The organism is Tatumella citrea, assembly GCF_002163585.1.
Classification (GTDB): Bacteria; Pseudomonadota; Gammaproteobacteria; order Enterobacterales; family Enterobacteriaceae; genus Tatumella; species Tatumella citrea.
The window spans coordinates 1,896,466-1,910,470 of record NZ_CP015579.1 but is presented as its reverse complement, the minus strand read 5'-3'; the positions used below and the strand labels follow the sequence as shown (position 1 = coordinate 1,910,470).

Sequence of the window (14,005 nt, the reverse complement as noted above, 5' to 3'; positions counted from 1 at the left end):
GCGCACCATCTACTGAGGCTCCGGCAACGTTGAAAAAGAACCGTAAACCCACCACTCTGCGTCGCCGGCTGCTGATCACCATCGGCTCCATTTTACTGTTTTGTCAGGCCATATGTGTACTGTGGCTGTGGCATGAGAGTAAAGAGCAGATAGACCTGCTGGTGAAAGGCGTGCTGCAACATCAGAACGAGCACTCACATGTGGAAAAGGAGATCCACGAAGCGGTTGCCAGCCTGGCACTGCCCAGCCTGATTATGATTTCTATTGCCTTATTGCTGTGCTGGCAGGCAGTGAAACGTATTACCCGGCCACTCACCGAACTGCGCTGGCATCTGGAAAAACGTACCGAATTTAACCTGCAACCGATTGAATACCAGAGTGCCATTCTGGAAGTCGATGCAGTTATCCATTCGATTAATGAAATGGTCGAGCGGATGACCGCAACCCTGGAACGTGAAAGGTTATTTACTGCCGATGTGGCGCATGAGCTACGCACCCCGCTTGCGGGTCTGCGCCTGCACCTGGAACTGATCGCTAAACAGCAACATATTGATATGTCAGCATTGATACTGCGTCTGGATCAGATGACCAGCAGTGTTTCTCAGTTGCTGCAACTGGCTCGTATCGGCCAGTCTTTCGATGCCGGCAGCTATCAACAGGTTCCGCTGGTCAGTGCAGTAACTCAGCCACTGCGTGACAGTTTGCTGACGATGATTAAGTTGCGGCACCAGCAGCTGATTCTGCCTGAGCAGCCTGCCGATTATACGGTGAAAGGTGATCCAACCTTAATTCAGCTGATAGTGCGTAACCTGGTGGAAAATGCCTATCGGTATAGCCCGGAAAATACTACGTTGCAGGTCAGTGTTCAACGGGTAACAGCAGAAGATGGCAGCCCACAGATTGAACTGGCCGTGGAAGATGAAGGTCCGGGAATTGATGAAACTAAAGCCGGCGAACTGAGCAAAGCATTTAGCCGGATGGACAGCCGTTATGGCGGGATAGGACTGGGATTGAGTATTGTCACCCGTATCTGTCAGTTACATGATGCCAGTTTTTATCTGGCCAACCGTACTGACCGACAGGGCTGCCGGGCAACCGTCAGATTCCATGCCCCGGCGGTAGTATCCGACTAGTAACTGCTAAACCAGACCGCCAGAAAAGTGGCTACCACACACAGACTAAACAATGTGGCACTTAATTCAGAAAAAGAAACAGCAATCGCTTTGTTCATCGTACTCTCCTGTCTGGTTTGTCAGGAGAGTATCGCGGTTAAAAATTAAGAAAATATTAAGCTAATAAAAAACTTCAGTTTGCCGGCCATATTAGTGCGCCGCAAATTCCGTCTTAGCTTTCGCCAGTTGCTGCATAAAGGCCGGAGAAGTATGTAAAGCAGCCACAATCGCCGACGCCACTATCCTTGCAGCATCCACATCACTCTGCCAGTGATAACCGCAAATCACCCGACTTTCACCCAGTTCATAACCACGTTTCAGAATCTGATTCTGCCGCTGTGGATTGATTTCTGCCAGCACCAGAGCAGTTGCCCAGCCTATAGAGGTATGTCCGGACGGATATGACCCGTTGGTGGACAGTTCCCCCTGCTGACGGGTGTTACAGGTAGAAACCTGATAAAAAGCAAACGGACGGATTCGCATGTAATGCTGTTTGGCTGAACGTGTTGCCAGATCACCGGCATCTTCAATCATATTGGTGAGTAGTTTGTGCAGTTGCGGGGTATCTTTAGCCGTAATATCCCGACCAAAAGCACCCGAAAATGCCGTCGCAATACCGCCACTGTCTAAGTTGGCATCTTCCGCAGCCAGTTTCCCGCGTGGTGTATTACGCAGTAAACGGCCCTGCTCATACATCGCCTGATCATTAAGAAAAGCAATACTGCCGATAGCTGGCGGAGGTGGCAACAGAGCAAGACTATCAATTGACTGACTGTTGGTAAGGTAATAGAGATGGGGTTTAGTGGTGGCATCATCCCCTGCAGGATTGACTGCTGCACCTGCTGTCACACTAAAAAGCAAAGCTGAAATAAGTAACGCCGTCGATTTTTTTGTCATTGTTAAGTCCTGTTATCGGTACATTCCCGGAGAAAGGTAACGTTACCATGTCACGTTTACTCCGTTCTCATGTACCGATCACAGTTCAAAACAACCGTTTAACCTGCCGAAAGCAGACAATTCATCTGCAAAGTTAACGATAACTAATCAGTTTTCTTCGCTGTCGGGGGTAATCAGTATCTGGTGTTCAGTCAGCGTCATCCCCTGCTCACTGAAATCAGCCACCATAAAGGGAACACAACTTGCTCCGTCCAGTAAGCCACGCAATGTGACAAACCGGGTTTTATGCCGGGTTTCAAGACTACCCCGATGATCGTGGCCGTGAAAACTGGCGACCACCTGGTGACGGGTCAATAACTCAGCAATTTGTTCACCATTCCACAGGCGATGGATACCTGCCGGGGCCAACGGAAAATGTCCCATCACTATCACCTGCTGTTGCTCGCGGTGTGCTTCCTTCAGTTGCTGCTCAAGCCACAGGTACTGCTGCTGTCCGATGCCACCATTCCAGGTTTGCGCTTGCGGTTCGCGGGCAATGGAGAGAGCTGCATAAAACTGCTCTGCCTGGCGGCGATCTTCGGGTTGGGCAGAGGTGGCATAAAAACTGATATCGTTGCCATCCAGCGCCAGTAACCGATAATTTGGGGTCTGCAGGGCAAAATAATGTTTAGGTAGCGGTAATACCGGGGAATGTTGCTCCAGCTGGCGGCTGATCACCGCCGCATCATGATTACCGGTAATAAACAGATGCGGATGTTTCAGCTGATCATAAAGCGGTAATATCTGCTGATAATCCTGCCATTCGCGATCAATAATATCTCCCAGTGTCACCACCAGATCGAGATCCATAGCATTTAGCTGGCTAAACAATGTGGGAAGTTTTTTCAGTGCCGAAGGATAATATAATCCTTTGCCATAATCCGGGCTAATATCGGCAAACTGCGGGTCGGCCAGCAGAGCTACCCTTAAACGCTGTGATTGTTTTTCGCCGATCTCCGGTAACTGATAGACCGGCGCAATCTCTGCCAGAACCTGCCATTGGGCAGCACTTAACTCACACATGCAATACTCCGGTTAGCGGATCCCTGCCCGCATAAATGACTGAACAAACTGTCGCTGAAACAGCAGAAACATCACCAGTAACGGCGCAGAAGTCATCAGCGTACCGGCGCTGATCAGCGCCCACTGAATACCCTGTTCCGGCGCCGAAAACAGCTGTAATCCCACGGTCAGCGGTCTGACGTTAACAGAATCGGTAATCACCAACGGCCACAGAAAATCATTCCAGTGGAAGCTGACTGATACCAGGATAAAGGCGACATACACCGGAAAGGCCAGCGGGACATAGACTCGCCACAGAATCATCATCCGGCTGGCACCTTCGATAATTGCAGCCTCTTCCAGCACCAGAGGAATCCCTTTAAAGGTCTGACGCAGCAAAAAGATGGCAAAGGCCGAGGCAAAATACGGTAAAGCAATTCCGGTGAGAGTATCCCTGAGACCCAGCGCACTGATGGTTTTGTAGTTATTCAGAATCAGTACGTCGGGGCTTATCATCAGTTGCAGCAGAATTAGCGCAAAGATAAAGCCCCCGCCCCTGAGGCGAAACCTCACCAGTGCATAGGCTGCCAGAGTCGCCAGCACCAACTGTGCCGAGACAATCAGCAGAACCTGCAATGTGGTGTTAATAAAGTACTGTGCGAAAGGAGCGCTGTGCCATGCCGTGACAAAGTTTTGTAACGTCACCGGAGAGAACAACCGAAAGCTGGCCTGATCGCTGACCGGATGAAAAGCAACCCACACTGCGATTAACAGCGGCAAAGCCCAGAAAAGTGCGCCGCCCCAAATCAACAGACTGACCAGCAGATTCAGTCCGGGGCGACGGGAACTGCGTCCGGAAACGGCTATTGATACCATGCGCGTTTATCCATAAAACGAAATTTGAGGATGGCAACCGTTCCAAGCAGCACCAGCAATACCATAGTCATGGCTGCCGCTGAGGAGGTGTCCCAGAAACTAAAGGCAGTCTGATAGATATAAAACAGCAACAGACTGGTACTGTTATCCGGACCACCATTGGTCATGGCTATCACCTGATCAACAATACGGAAGGCATTCATCGTGGCATTAATCAGAATAAACAAAGTGGTGGGCATCAGCAGTGGCCACTGCACCCGTCGAAAGAAATAGCCCCTGCCAGCGCCTTCTACCCGTGCCACTTCAGCCAGACGTGGATCTATCTGCTGTAATCCGGCCAGGTAGAAAATCATAAAAAATCCGGCTTCCCGCCAGACAGTGACGGCCATCAGGCAGTACAACGCGCTGTCCGGATCACCCAGCCAGTTATGTGCCGGTAATCCCAGCCAGGCCATCATCTGGTTTAATAAACCAGTTTGCGGTGAGTAGAAGAACAACCACAGGTTGGCAATAGCGACCATCGGCAGCAAGGCAGGCATGAAAAATATGGTTCTTATCCAGCCATTGCCTTTCATTCCCCGGTTGACCGCCAGCGCCATCAGCAACGCCAGCACTACCGAGGCCGGGATGGTAATCAGGGCGTATTGCAGGTTATTCATTAATGACTGGCGGAACACATCATCACTGAATATCGACAGATAGTTGGCTGCCCCGACAAACTTGCCGGGGGTTGTGCCATGCGGTGCACTTCTGAGGCTGTCCCACAGTGTTGCCAGTGCCGGGTAGTGGGTAAATGCCAGCAGAAAAACCAGTGCCGGCATTAACAACAGATAGCCATACAGCTGGGTTCTTAAGGCCGACGCTGACCGTATTGTCCTGGCAAAGCTCAGTGTGGAGGTTAGCTGAGTCATTGGTAGCGCTTCAGAATCCGGTCAGCCTGTTTCTGGGCCGATTCCAGTGCCTGCGGCGCAGTTTTACTACCGGTAACCACCGCTTCTACGGCACGATTTAACAGATCCTGAATCTGGACACTGTTATAGGTTGATAACTCGGGTTGTGAGTATTTCAACTGATCACGGGCCACCAGCGCCTGAGGGAACTGTTTAACATAGTCCTTCATTTGCGTGGTTTCCCATGCCGCAGGTGAGGTAGCCACATAGCCGGTGGCAATGCTCCAGCGCGCAGCCTGTTCCGGTGCTGAAACCCAGCGTATAAAGCTTAATGCTGCCTGCTGTTGTGCCGGAGTTGCCCCTTTAAACAGATAAAGGTTGCCGCCGCCGGTCGGACTGCCACGTTGAGTTTTTTCAGGCAACATCGCCACACCAAACGGGAACTTAGCACTGTTGCGTACCGTACCGAGGTTACCTGTTGTGGTTACCATCATGGCAGTTTTGCCTTCGAGGAAATCCTGCGGCGTCGTGCCCCAGTTTATCGCCCCCGGAGGAGAAACGGCGTATTTACTGGCCAGTTCGTGCATCCAGTTAAGGGCTTCCACGGTTTGCGGGGTGTTGAACGTGACCGCTGTCCCTTTGTTATTATCCAGCGTCGCGCCATTGGTTGCCGCTATTGCCTGTAATACCCAGTAGCCTATCGGCGTGGATGGCAGTTCAATTCCCCACTGGCTGACAGTATCGCCCTGCTTTACCACCAACTTGCGGCCAAAATCTTCGACCTCTTGCCAGGTTTGTGGCGCTTTTTCCGGGTTTAGTCCGGCACGCTTAAAGGCATCTTTATTCCAGTACAACACCACGGTTGAACGCTGGAACGGGATACTCCAGACCTTTCCGTCAATATGACGGATAAATGCCGGATAAAACCCATTAATCCATTTTTTACCGTCGGCATCGCTGGCCAGATCAGAAACCGGAATAATCGCTCCGGCATCTTTCAGGGAATAGACCTCAATATCACCAATTACCGCCAGTTGAGGCGGATTTCCTCCACGGAAGGCCGTCAGAGCCTTAGTGACCGTGGTCGAATAGTCTCCGGTATAAACTGGCTTAATCACAATATCCGGATGAGTTTTCTCAAAATCTGACACCAGACCGTCAACAGTGGCGGTAATTTTTCCGCCTACCGCTATCGGATAATACATTTGCAGAGTGACGGGTTCAGCCGCACAGGCACAGCTTGTTGCAAACAGTGCCGCCATCAGCGACAGACGTAATGGAGCCATAAATTCCTCAGAGTGTCAGAAAGTGAACAAAGTTGAGTTAAGAAAACGCATGAAAAGTAAGACCGTGATCCGTTGTGCTCACTGGCCCCGGGATCCGCAAGCCGGTGGAACGATCGAAGCGGTATTCTGCCTGCGCCGGCCAGTCCAGTCCGGCCAGGGTTCCGGGGGTGAAATGACGAAGCCCGTTCATTTTCACCGTAAGCACCGCATGGTTGCCCTGCGGCTGGCAGAGTATCCGGGTATCCGCGCCCATAAACTCATGGCTGATAATGGTGACTTTTAACCGGCCATCGGTCGGCGCTGTAAGCGTCAGTGATTCGGCCCGCAATCCCAGAGTGACTGATTCAGCATCGGCGACAGTCGGAGGGAAGCAACGTTGCGGGTTAACCAGCGACAAAGGAAATAAGTTCATCGGGGGTGCTCCGATAAATCCGGCGACAAACTCAGAGGCCGGTTGCAGGTAGAGTTCTGCGGGAGTTCCCAGTTGTTCTGTACGACCCTGATTCATCAGCAGAATGCGGTCGGCCATACTCATGGCTTCAGTCTGGTCATGGGTGACGTATAACATGGTCAGACCAAGTTTTTGTTGTAGCTGACGGATTTCACGGCGCATTGTCTGGCGTAACCGGGCATCCAGATTCGACAGTGGTTCGTCCATCAGACAGAGTTTAGGGCGTGCAATAATCGCCCTGCCAAGGGCAACCCGCTGCTGCTGGCCGCCTGAGAGCTCGCCGGGCCGACGGTCGAGATAGTTGCCCAGCTCCAGTAATTCAACGACCTCATTCAGCCGTTGCTGAAAACTCTGTTTATCTTCCCGTCGTGCTCTCAGCCCGAAAAGCAGGTTCTCGCGTATGCTCAAATGCGGGAACAGTGCATAGGACTGAAACACCATGGATAACTTGCGTTGCGACGGAGGCAGGTGGCCGACTTCCTGCTGTTGCAGGTAAATCTGCCCGTGATCAGCTGTTTCCAGCCCTGCGAGAGTTCGGAGTAAGGTGGTTTTGCCGCAGCCTGAAGGGCCGAGGATTGCCATAAATTCGCCTTCAGCCACCTGGAAGTTCATATCATTGAGGATGACTTTGTGTCCCCGGGTGGTTTGAAGCTGATGTAATACCAGATAAGTCATAAAGATATCCGACTAAAAACATACGCAGCCAGGCTACGCGTATCTGATGTCAGACAGGTGAACTAAATATGTAATTTTTATGACAAAACAAATGATGTCGGAAAAGAGCAAGGAAGTGGATAGTGGTCACGACTAAAAACCGCGCCAGAAGATAGCAGCAGAACAGGACAGTCAGTGAAAAAACAGTAAGTTATTATGCCAAAGGGTCGGCGAAACACCGCCGCCCCTTTGGATTCAGATTAACGATTTGCCCAGCATCGCTTCGAGGGTACGCAATGGCGAATACTGTGGGTTAACCATATCTTTAGCAGGTAACAAAAAGGTTTGCTCCAGCATAAACTGCCCCGACATTGCCGCATGAGGCGTCTGGTCTGAAAAGCAGATCCAACTGCTGCCCGGCGGAAACTGAACTTCAAGCTGGAGTCCGGATTTCTGGTAATCCGTATCTGCCTTCATAGCATCGTGCAGACCCAGCATAATATAATCATAACGGGTCCGGTAACTCTTAGTGATACCCAGTTTTTGCTGAACCCAGCTGCTCAGTGCGTGGTAACGCCCAACCTGTGGCAGGAAATGTTTAGCCAGTGACGGAAACGGCTCTCCGACGCGCCAGACACGAGACTCACCATTAGGGTTAATATTGGTGAAGATCCTTAATATCCGCTGACCCTGAATAGGGCGTGAAGGGAAAGCATCCACATGCAGACGGCTGTCATCTTTTCGCCATGAGCTGCCCTTTTTCCAGACCGCTACCGGATGCACCCGTAATGTATTGATCGGGGTATGCAACACAGGGACATAGGCCGGGAGCAGGCTGGAGATCAGCTGGTTGCAGGCCTGATAATGACGTTGCAACAATCCACGGATCACCGGCTCATCGGCCTTATTTGCCACACCAAACAGTTGATCGCTTTGTGCCCGGTAACTGATATTTTTACGTCCAGGTTCAACAGTTTCTTCCCTTAATCGCAACTGTTCTTCGTCGGTCAGCGGAAAACCGAGCTGAGGCAGGCTGAGTACCGAACCTTGCTCCAGCGCTGACAATGCCTGGCTGCTGAAGTTATCTCCCCCTGCCCAGTCAGTGAGAGGCAACGTAAAGATAACATCGTCATAACGCAGCTGATTTTTCAGCATTGTTGACTCCTTGTTTAATAATCTTATGAAGCAAAGAGTAATAGAGTTTAATTCAGAATGGAAAGCCAAAAATGCGAGTTAGTCTCATTTGAGCGAAATGCAGACAACTGCTTACTTGCTATTTGCTAAGGTCAGAGGGGAAATTCAGGAAAAAACAGAGCCGCGCTTGGCCGCCGGAACGACGGCCGGATGCGGTTCAGGCACGCAGTTCTTCGTAGCTTACCATGACATGTGCACGGTAAGCCGGACGTTCGGTCATACGTTGATAGTAAGCGGCCAGCGCAGGAAGTTCGGGGCGCTGAAAATCCAGATCGAAATAGCGGTACAGTGTGTGTCCGAACTGAATATCTGCCAGTGTCAGATTTGGCCCGGCCAGATATTGATGTTTACTCAGTTGCTGTTCTGCAATTTTCAGAAAATGGACCAGTTTCTGAACACCGGCAGTCAGTGCCTGGATATTGCGTTGTTCCGCAGGTGTGCGCACCAGTACCCAAAAAACCGGCGCAGTAAAATTCAGCGCAATATTAATTTTTGACCATTCTGCCCACTGATCAACGATACAACGTTGCGACGGTTTTTCCGGCCAGAATTTGCCATCACCGTAAAGTGAGGCCAGATAGCGCAGAATTGCCCCGCTCTCCCACACCGGTTCGCCGCCATTTACTTTTATCACCGGCACGGTGCCATTGGGATTCATGGCAAGAAATTCGGGAGTATCATTACCACCAAACCGGTGGCCGATATCATAACGTTTGTAGTGCTGCTCTAACTCAGCTACCGCCCACATGACGGCCTGAACATTGGACGAGGTTTTACGTCCCCAGATTTCAATCATTACAGCCTCCGGACAACCAGAAATTACATAATTCACTGCTATTTTCAGGCAGTGGCTGATCTTCTTTTGCCTGCAGTTCTGGTTGCCAGCCAGCAAACCAGTGAACCCAGGCAAACCATCGCAGTACCTTGCCAGAAAGAGAGTGTCAGTGCTGAACGCAGCATCATCGATGCCAGTAATGACGAAAGTACCGGAATAAAATAGGAAACAGTGGCCAGCAGGCTGGCATTACCGCGCAAAATACCAATATTCCATGCTCCGTAACCCAGCCCCATCGCCAGGGCCGCCAGAACCAGACTGATGGTGGAAGGCACAGAAAAACTGAAACCGGCATCCTGAGTAAACAGGTATTTCACCCACAGTGTCACGGCAGTGAGAATAAAAAAGAAGGTTATCCCGTTATTACCGTTGGCAAGTTTTTGCGTCACGGCACAGTAAACAGCCCAGATAATCGCTCCGGCAAATGCCAGACCATAACTCAGTGGGTTGATACTGATATTAGCGATGATTTGTTGTAATGACAGCGGTTTATCACCCGAAAGCACCAGTAAAATGCCCGCCAGTGAAACCACAATCCCCGGGATAATCATCCAGTGAACCCGTTGCCGGTTAACGATAATACCTAATACCACCGTCATTGCAGGCCACAGGTAATTCACCATACCCACTTCAATAGCCTGTTGAGCATTCTGAGAAAAACCCAGCGACAGCGACAAACAGACTTCATAGCTCACGAACAATACTGGGCCTGTCAGTAAATAGCGGCGTGGAAAAGCTTTCAGATTCGGAAAACCCGCCGTGAAGAGCAGAACCAGAGAACTACAGGTATAAATCAGAGCGGCACCGCCCACTGCACCAAAACCTTCACTGACATGTTTTATTAAACCGACATTAGCACTCCACAGCACAATGGCGGCTAAGCCAATCAGGGTCGCTTTAGCAGAACTCATTAATCATTCTCATCATTCAAAACTCTTACCATAACCCGGAAGACTATCAGCAATAGCCAGCCTGCACAGACCGGCGCGACTGCGGGGGCAGAAAGAATAAGTAAATTTCACAGGTGCACCAGAGTATCTGCCGCCTGAACGGCTGTCACGCTTTTCATGGTAGTTTTGTTACCACTAAGTTAATCATTGCAGGGGCTCCCGGCAAAATCCTCTGAGAGCCAGTTAAGGCAGGGATAAGGCCGGTGTTGAAAGGATTGCGCTGCCGGGCCGAAACCTTTATTGTGCCTGCGCTGGCTGGCAGGCCGGTGCTGCCGGTAAGCCCGGCCAACTCATCCGCAGCCCTGTTTACTGAGAACTTATGAGCTTACTTTTACATTTCATCGATCTGTTTGGTACTTTTGTGTTTGCACTGAGTGGCGCAACAGTCGGTGTCAGAAACCGTTTTGATTTGTTCGGTGTTTTCGCACTGTCATTTGTCACTGCTATTGGCGGCGGATGTATCCGTGATCTCTGTCTGGGTGCCACCCCTCCGGCCGGTCTGGTTAATATTGAATATTTTGGCTGCGTTATCCTGGCGATTACCCTGCTCTCTTATTTCCAGAAACTGGTGTTTTCCTTCGAAAAGCCGGCCATGTTCTTTGATGCTCTGGGTCTCGGCTTTTTTGCCGCCTTTGGTGCCAATAAAGCCTGGCTTTATACCGGAAATGTCGAATTCTCAATTCTGATGGGCTGTATTAGTGCCGTTGGCGGCGGTTGTTTGCGTGATGTGCTGGTCGGAAAAACTCCGGTGATTTTCACCAAAGAAATTTATGCCAGCGCTGCATTGATCGGGGCAGGAATCGAACTGCTGGGGTCTGCGGGAATTATCCCTGAGCAATACAGTATCTGGATCTCTATCGTGGTTTGTACTCTGATCAGACTACTGTCGCTTAAGTACAACATTACGCTAAAGACGATCGCCAATAAATATTTCTAGCCCGGGCGGCTGGCTTTAACCTTTAGTGCCGGAGCGGCTAATTAGACTGGTCGTCTTGTTTTGAAGTTGTTAGTTTAGCGCCACTATTTTTATCCCTTTCAGATATTTGAAATTTAAGAGGTGGTTCAGATGAATATTGTTGAGGTTGCTAAACAGCGTTTCACCACAAAAGCCTACGATTCAGAGAAAAAACTGACGGCAGAACAACACCAGCAACTGCTGGACCTGTTACGTTACAGCCCTTCATCACTGAATCTGCAACCCTGGCACTTTTTTGTCGTCACCAGCGATGAAGGTAAAGCGCAGATTTTACCAGGCATTCGTGAATTTAACGCGGCCAAAGTACAAAATGCCGCGATGGTCGTGGTGTTTGCGACAGTTGACCAGTTAGATGAGCAACACCTTGCTGCCGTTCACTCTCAGGAAACCAAAGATGGCCGGTTTAAAGACCAGGCCAGTGGCGATGCTAATGATAATGGTCGCCGTCAATATGTTGCTGCCTTTACCGGCAATGAACAGTACCAGCGCCACTGGCTGGAGCGCCAGGCGTATATTTCTCTTGGTTTTCTGCTGCTGGGTGCGGCCTCCCTTGGGCTGAATGCAACTCCGATTGAAGGTTTTGACCCTGAAAAAATGGATGAAGTGCTGGGACTGAAAGAGAAAGGTCTGCACAGCCTGGTCGTGGCTTCAGTAGGTTTTAACAGCGAAAAAGACTTCAATGCGTCACTGCCTAAATCTCGTTTCAGTGAGCAGGATGTGATTACTGAACTGTAATCCTGTTTCCCCTGCTTCCTGCAGGGGAATTCTGCCGCACTTCCTCTCCGGTTCTCCGCTCAGAAATGTAAACAAGTTGTTTTAATCTCCCCCCGTTGGCATCACCATTTGCACACTTTTGTGCTATCTCAGAGATATTCTGTCAGCCTGATAAGTTTTTTTTATTCCGCCCCTTTCTTCCCGGTGAAAAAAGCGCTTTCATATATTGGTGATCCATAACGCTATCGCACTGCATCCGCAGAAACGTTATGGGCCGCTGCTTTCCGCAGTATCACCTCAATCCGTCCACAGGCATCAAAGCAAAATGAAGAATAAAAGGCAGAAAGGATAGATGAATAACCGTCAGGAGCTGATCCGCAAGCTGCATGAAATCGCGGGAGAGAAACAGGTTTTAGTCAGTGAAGATGACAAAGCGTTTTACACCAAAGGATTCCGTATCGGCCAGGGCGAAGCACTGGCTGTCGCTCTTCCCCAGACATTATTACAACTCTGGCAGCTGCTGGAAATCTGCGTTGCAGAAGATGTAATTATTCTGATGCAGGCTTCTAATACCGGCGTTACCGGTGGTTCAACTCCGGACGGTAATGACTATGATCGTGATATTGTGATCATCAGCACCCGGTTGCTTAAAGGCGTCCAGATTATTGACAACCACCAGCAGGTGATTGCGTTCCCGGGCACCACGCTGACTGAACTTGAAGATGCCCTGAAACCCCTGCATCGTGAACCCCATTCGGTCATTGGTTCCTCATGTATCGGTGCATCGGTGATCGGTGGTTTGTGCAATAACTCAGGGGGTTCGCTGATCCGTCGTGGACCAGCCTTTACCGAAAAATCACTGTTTGCCCGCATTACTGAAGACGGCAGGCTGGAGCTGGTCAATCATCTGGGTATTCACCTGGGGGATACGCCGGAAAGAATGATTAATGCCCTGGAAACCCGCGAGTATACCACCGGCGATGCTGATGACTGGCAGGGTAAAATCTGGGCAGATGACTACGCCGAACAGCTGCGTGACACTGAATCGGCCTCTCCTGCACGGTTTAATGGTGACAAACGCTATCTGCATGACAGCGCCGGTTGCGCCGGAAAACTGGTGGTATTTGCAGCGCGTCTGCCCACGTTTGAAGCCAGTGAAGCTACCAAAACTTTCTATATCGGCAGTAATGATGAAACCGAGCTGGTTGCACTGCGTAAATTCCTGCTGGAAAAAATGGAAGAGTTACCTCTGCAGGCTGAATATATCCATGCCGGTGCTTTTGACCTGACACTGCGTTATGCCAAACATATGTTCCTGGCGATTCGTAAACTTGGACCGCAGGCTCTGCCGGGCTTGATGGCCAATAAGGCACGCTGGGATGTGCGGGTAAAACATGCCCGGGTACTGCCACATAATTTTGTCGACAAACTGATCCAGGGATTTAACCAGATTACTCCGGCTTTTGTCGCCCCACGAATTATGGCCTATCGCCAGCGTTTCGTTCATCACCTGATGATCAAGGTGGAAGAACGCCAGTCCGCGCAACTGACAGCCCTGCTGGAGGAGTTTTTCAGCCATCGTCCCGGTGAGTATTTCCTGTGTGATGAACGGGAAGCGGCGGATGCCTTCCTGGTCCGTTTTGCGGTCGGTGGCTGCACAGTCTCTTACTGTGATTATCTGGGTTATAACACCAATGAACGGCTGATTGCTTTCGATGTTGCTTTACGCCGGAATGACACTCGCTGGCGTATTGATCTGCCGCCACATCTTGCAGCCCAGGTTCAGGCTGACTCCTGCTGCGGCCATTTTTTCTGCTTCGTCAACCACCAGGACTATGTGCTTAAAGCGGGAGTTGATGCGAAGAAATTTAAACAGGACGTGATGGATTACCTGGAAAAGCGTGGTGCCCGCTACCCTGCAGAGCATAATGTTGGTCACCTTTATCATGCCTCCTGCGACCATGCACAGCACTGGCGTGAGCTGGACCCGACCAATACCTGCAACCCGGGCATTGGTAAAACCAGTCGTAAAAAATTCTGGGCAGAGTAAGTAAACACTCCGGGCACTC

At 50.5% G+C, this 14,005-nt stretch carries 13 protein-coding genes; 4 read left to right on the top strand and 9 right to left on the bottom strand.

Annotated elements, in window-relative coordinates; genetic code table 11:
* Nucleotides 1–29 precede the first annotated feature (29 nt).
* Nucleotides 30–1,133 (top strand): two-component system sensor histidine kinase PmrB, encoded by a 1,104-nt coding sequence (gene pmrB, locus A7K98_RS09105; protein WP_087488265.1) that lies wholly within the window; start codon nucleotides 30–32, stop codon nucleotides 1,131–1,133.
* Nucleotides 1,134–1,322: 189 nt separating this feature from the next.
* Here pmrB and phoC read toward each other — a convergent pair whose 3' ends face one another.
* From phoC to yddG, 9 genes are all read right to left on the bottom strand, one after another.
* The gene (gene phoC, locus A7K98_RS09100) at nucleotides 1,323–2,069 is read right to left on the bottom strand and encodes an acid phosphatase PhoC (protein WP_087488264.1); all 747 of its coding nucleotides are present in this window, start codon (nucleotides 2,067–2,069) and stop codon (nucleotides 1,323–1,325) included.
* 147 nt (nucleotides 2,070–2,216) lie between these two features.
* Nucleotides 2,217–3,131, bottom strand: coding sequence for a metallophosphoesterase (locus A7K98_RS09095; protein ID WP_087488263.1), 915 nt, complete (start codon nucleotides 3,129–3,131; stop codon nucleotides 2,217–2,219).
* 12 nt (nucleotides 3,132–3,143) lie between these two features.
* The gene (locus A7K98_RS09090; RefSeq protein ID WP_087488262.1) at nucleotides 3,144–3,986 is read right to left on the bottom strand and encodes a carbohydrate ABC transporter permease; all 843 of its coding nucleotides are present in this window, start codon (nucleotides 3,984–3,986) and stop codon (nucleotides 3,144–3,146) included.
* Complete coding sequence (locus A7K98_RS09085; protein WP_087488261.1) at nucleotides 3,974–4,897, bottom strand: carbohydrate ABC transporter permease; 924 nt, start codon at nucleotides 4,895–4,897, stop codon at nucleotides 3,974–3,976. The genes A7K98_RS09090 and A7K98_RS09085 overlap by 13 nt, the downstream gene beginning before the upstream one ends.
* Nucleotides 4,894–6,162: an ABC transporter substrate-binding protein gene (locus tag A7K98_RS09080; RefSeq protein WP_087488260.1), complete on the bottom strand. Its 1,269-nt coding sequence runs from the start codon at nucleotides 6,160–6,162 to the stop codon at nucleotides 4,894–4,896. Before A7K98_RS09080 ends, A7K98_RS09085 begins: the two co-directional genes overlap by 4 nt.
* A 37-nt stretch (nucleotides 6,163–6,199) precedes the next feature.
* Nucleotides 6,200–7,288, bottom strand: coding sequence for an ABC transporter ATP-binding protein (locus A7K98_RS09075; RefSeq protein ID WP_087488259.1), 1,089 nt, complete (start codon nucleotides 7,286–7,288; stop codon nucleotides 6,200–6,202).
* Between the two features lie 234 nt (nucleotides 7,289–7,522).
* A complete protein-coding gene (locus tag A7K98_RS09070) occupies nucleotides 7,523–8,422 on the bottom strand; it encodes a Kdo hydroxylase family protein (RefSeq protein ID WP_087488258.1) in 900 nt (299 codons plus the stop codon).
* A gap of 196 nt (nucleotides 8,423–8,618) precedes the next feature.
* Nucleotides 8,619–9,257: a glutathione S-transferase family protein gene (locus tag A7K98_RS09065; protein WP_087488257.1), complete on the bottom strand. Its 639-nt coding sequence runs from the start codon at nucleotides 9,255–9,257 to the stop codon at nucleotides 8,619–8,621.
* Between the two features lie 44 nt (nucleotides 9,258–9,301).
* On the bottom strand, nucleotides 9,302–10,207 hold the full coding sequence (gene yddG / locus A7K98_RS09060) for an aromatic amino acid DMT transporter YddG (protein WP_087488256.1): 906 nt from the start codon (nucleotides 10,205–10,207) through the stop codon (nucleotides 9,302–9,304).
* Nucleotides 10,208–10,565: 358 nt separating this feature from the next.
* On the opposite strand from yddG, the gene A7K98_RS09055 reads away from it, so the two are divergent.
* The 3 genes from A7K98_RS09055 to dld all read left to right on the top strand — a co-directional run bounded on the left by A7K98_RS09055 (nucleotide 10,566) and on the right by dld (nucleotide 13,986).
* Complete coding sequence (locus tag A7K98_RS09055; RefSeq protein WP_087488255.1) at nucleotides 10,566–11,183, top strand: trimeric intracellular cation channel family protein; 618 nt, start codon at nucleotides 10,566–10,568, stop codon at nucleotides 11,181–11,183.
* Nucleotides 11,184–11,312: 129 nt separating this feature from the next.
* Entirely contained in the window at nucleotides 11,313–11,957 is a 645-nt protein-coding gene (gene nfsB / locus A7K98_RS09050; RefSeq protein WP_087488254.1) for an oxygen-insensitive NAD(P)H nitroreductase, read from the top strand.
* Nucleotides 11,958–12,288: 331 nt separating this feature from the next.
* A complete protein-coding gene (gene dld, locus A7K98_RS09045) occupies nucleotides 12,289–13,986 on the top strand; it encodes a D-lactate dehydrogenase (RefSeq protein ID WP_087488253.1) in 1,698 nt (565 codons plus the stop codon).
* Nucleotides 13,987–14,005: the final 19 nt, after the last annotated feature.

Bases quoted from the DNA above. Each gene is read 5' to 3' on its own strand.
- phoC (WP_087488264.1), bottom strand. From the start codon at position 2,069: ATGACAAAAAAATCGACGGCGTTACTTATTTCAGCTTTGCTTTTTAGT.
- A7K98_RS09095 (WP_087488263.1), bottom strand. From the start codon at position 3,131: ATGTGTGAGTTAAGTGCTGCCCAATGGCAGGTTCTGGCAGAGATTGCG.
- A7K98_RS09090 (WP_087488262.1), bottom strand. From the start codon at position 3,986: ATGGTATCAATAGCCGTTTCCGGACGCAGTTCCCGTCGCCCCGGACTG.
- A7K98_RS09085 (WP_087488261.1), bottom strand. From the start codon at position 4,897: ATGACTCAGCTAACCTCCACACTGAGCTTTGCCAGGACAATACGGTCA.
- A7K98_RS09080 (WP_087488260.1), bottom strand. From the start codon at position 6,162: ATGGCTCCATTACGTCTGTCGCTGATGGCGGCACTGTTTGCAACAAGC.
- A7K98_RS09075 (WP_087488259.1), bottom strand. From the start codon at position 7,288: ATGACTTATCTGGTATTACATCAGCTTCAAACCACCCGGGGACACAAA.
- A7K98_RS09070 (WP_087488258.1), bottom strand. From the start codon at position 8,422: ATGCTGAAAAATCAGCTGCGTTATGACGATGTTATCTTTACGTTGCCT.
- A7K98_RS09065 (WP_087488257.1), bottom strand. From the start codon at position 9,257: ATGATTGAAATCTGGGGACGTAAAACCTCGTCCAATGTTCAGGCCGTC.
- yddG (WP_087488256.1), bottom strand. From the start codon at position 10,207: ATGAGTTCTGCTAAAGCGACCCTGATTGGCTTAGCCGCCATTGTGCTG.
- A7K98_RS09055 (WP_087488255.1), top strand. From the start codon at position 10,566: ATGAGCTTACTTTTACATTTCATCGATCTGTTTGGTACTTTTGTGTTT.
- nfsB (WP_087488254.1), top strand. From the start codon at position 11,313: ATGAATATTGTTGAGGTTGCTAAACAGCGTTTCACCACAAAAGCCTAC.
- dld (WP_087488253.1), top strand. From the start codon at position 12,289: ATGAATAACCGTCAGGAGCTGATCCGCAAGCTGCATGAAATCGCGGGA.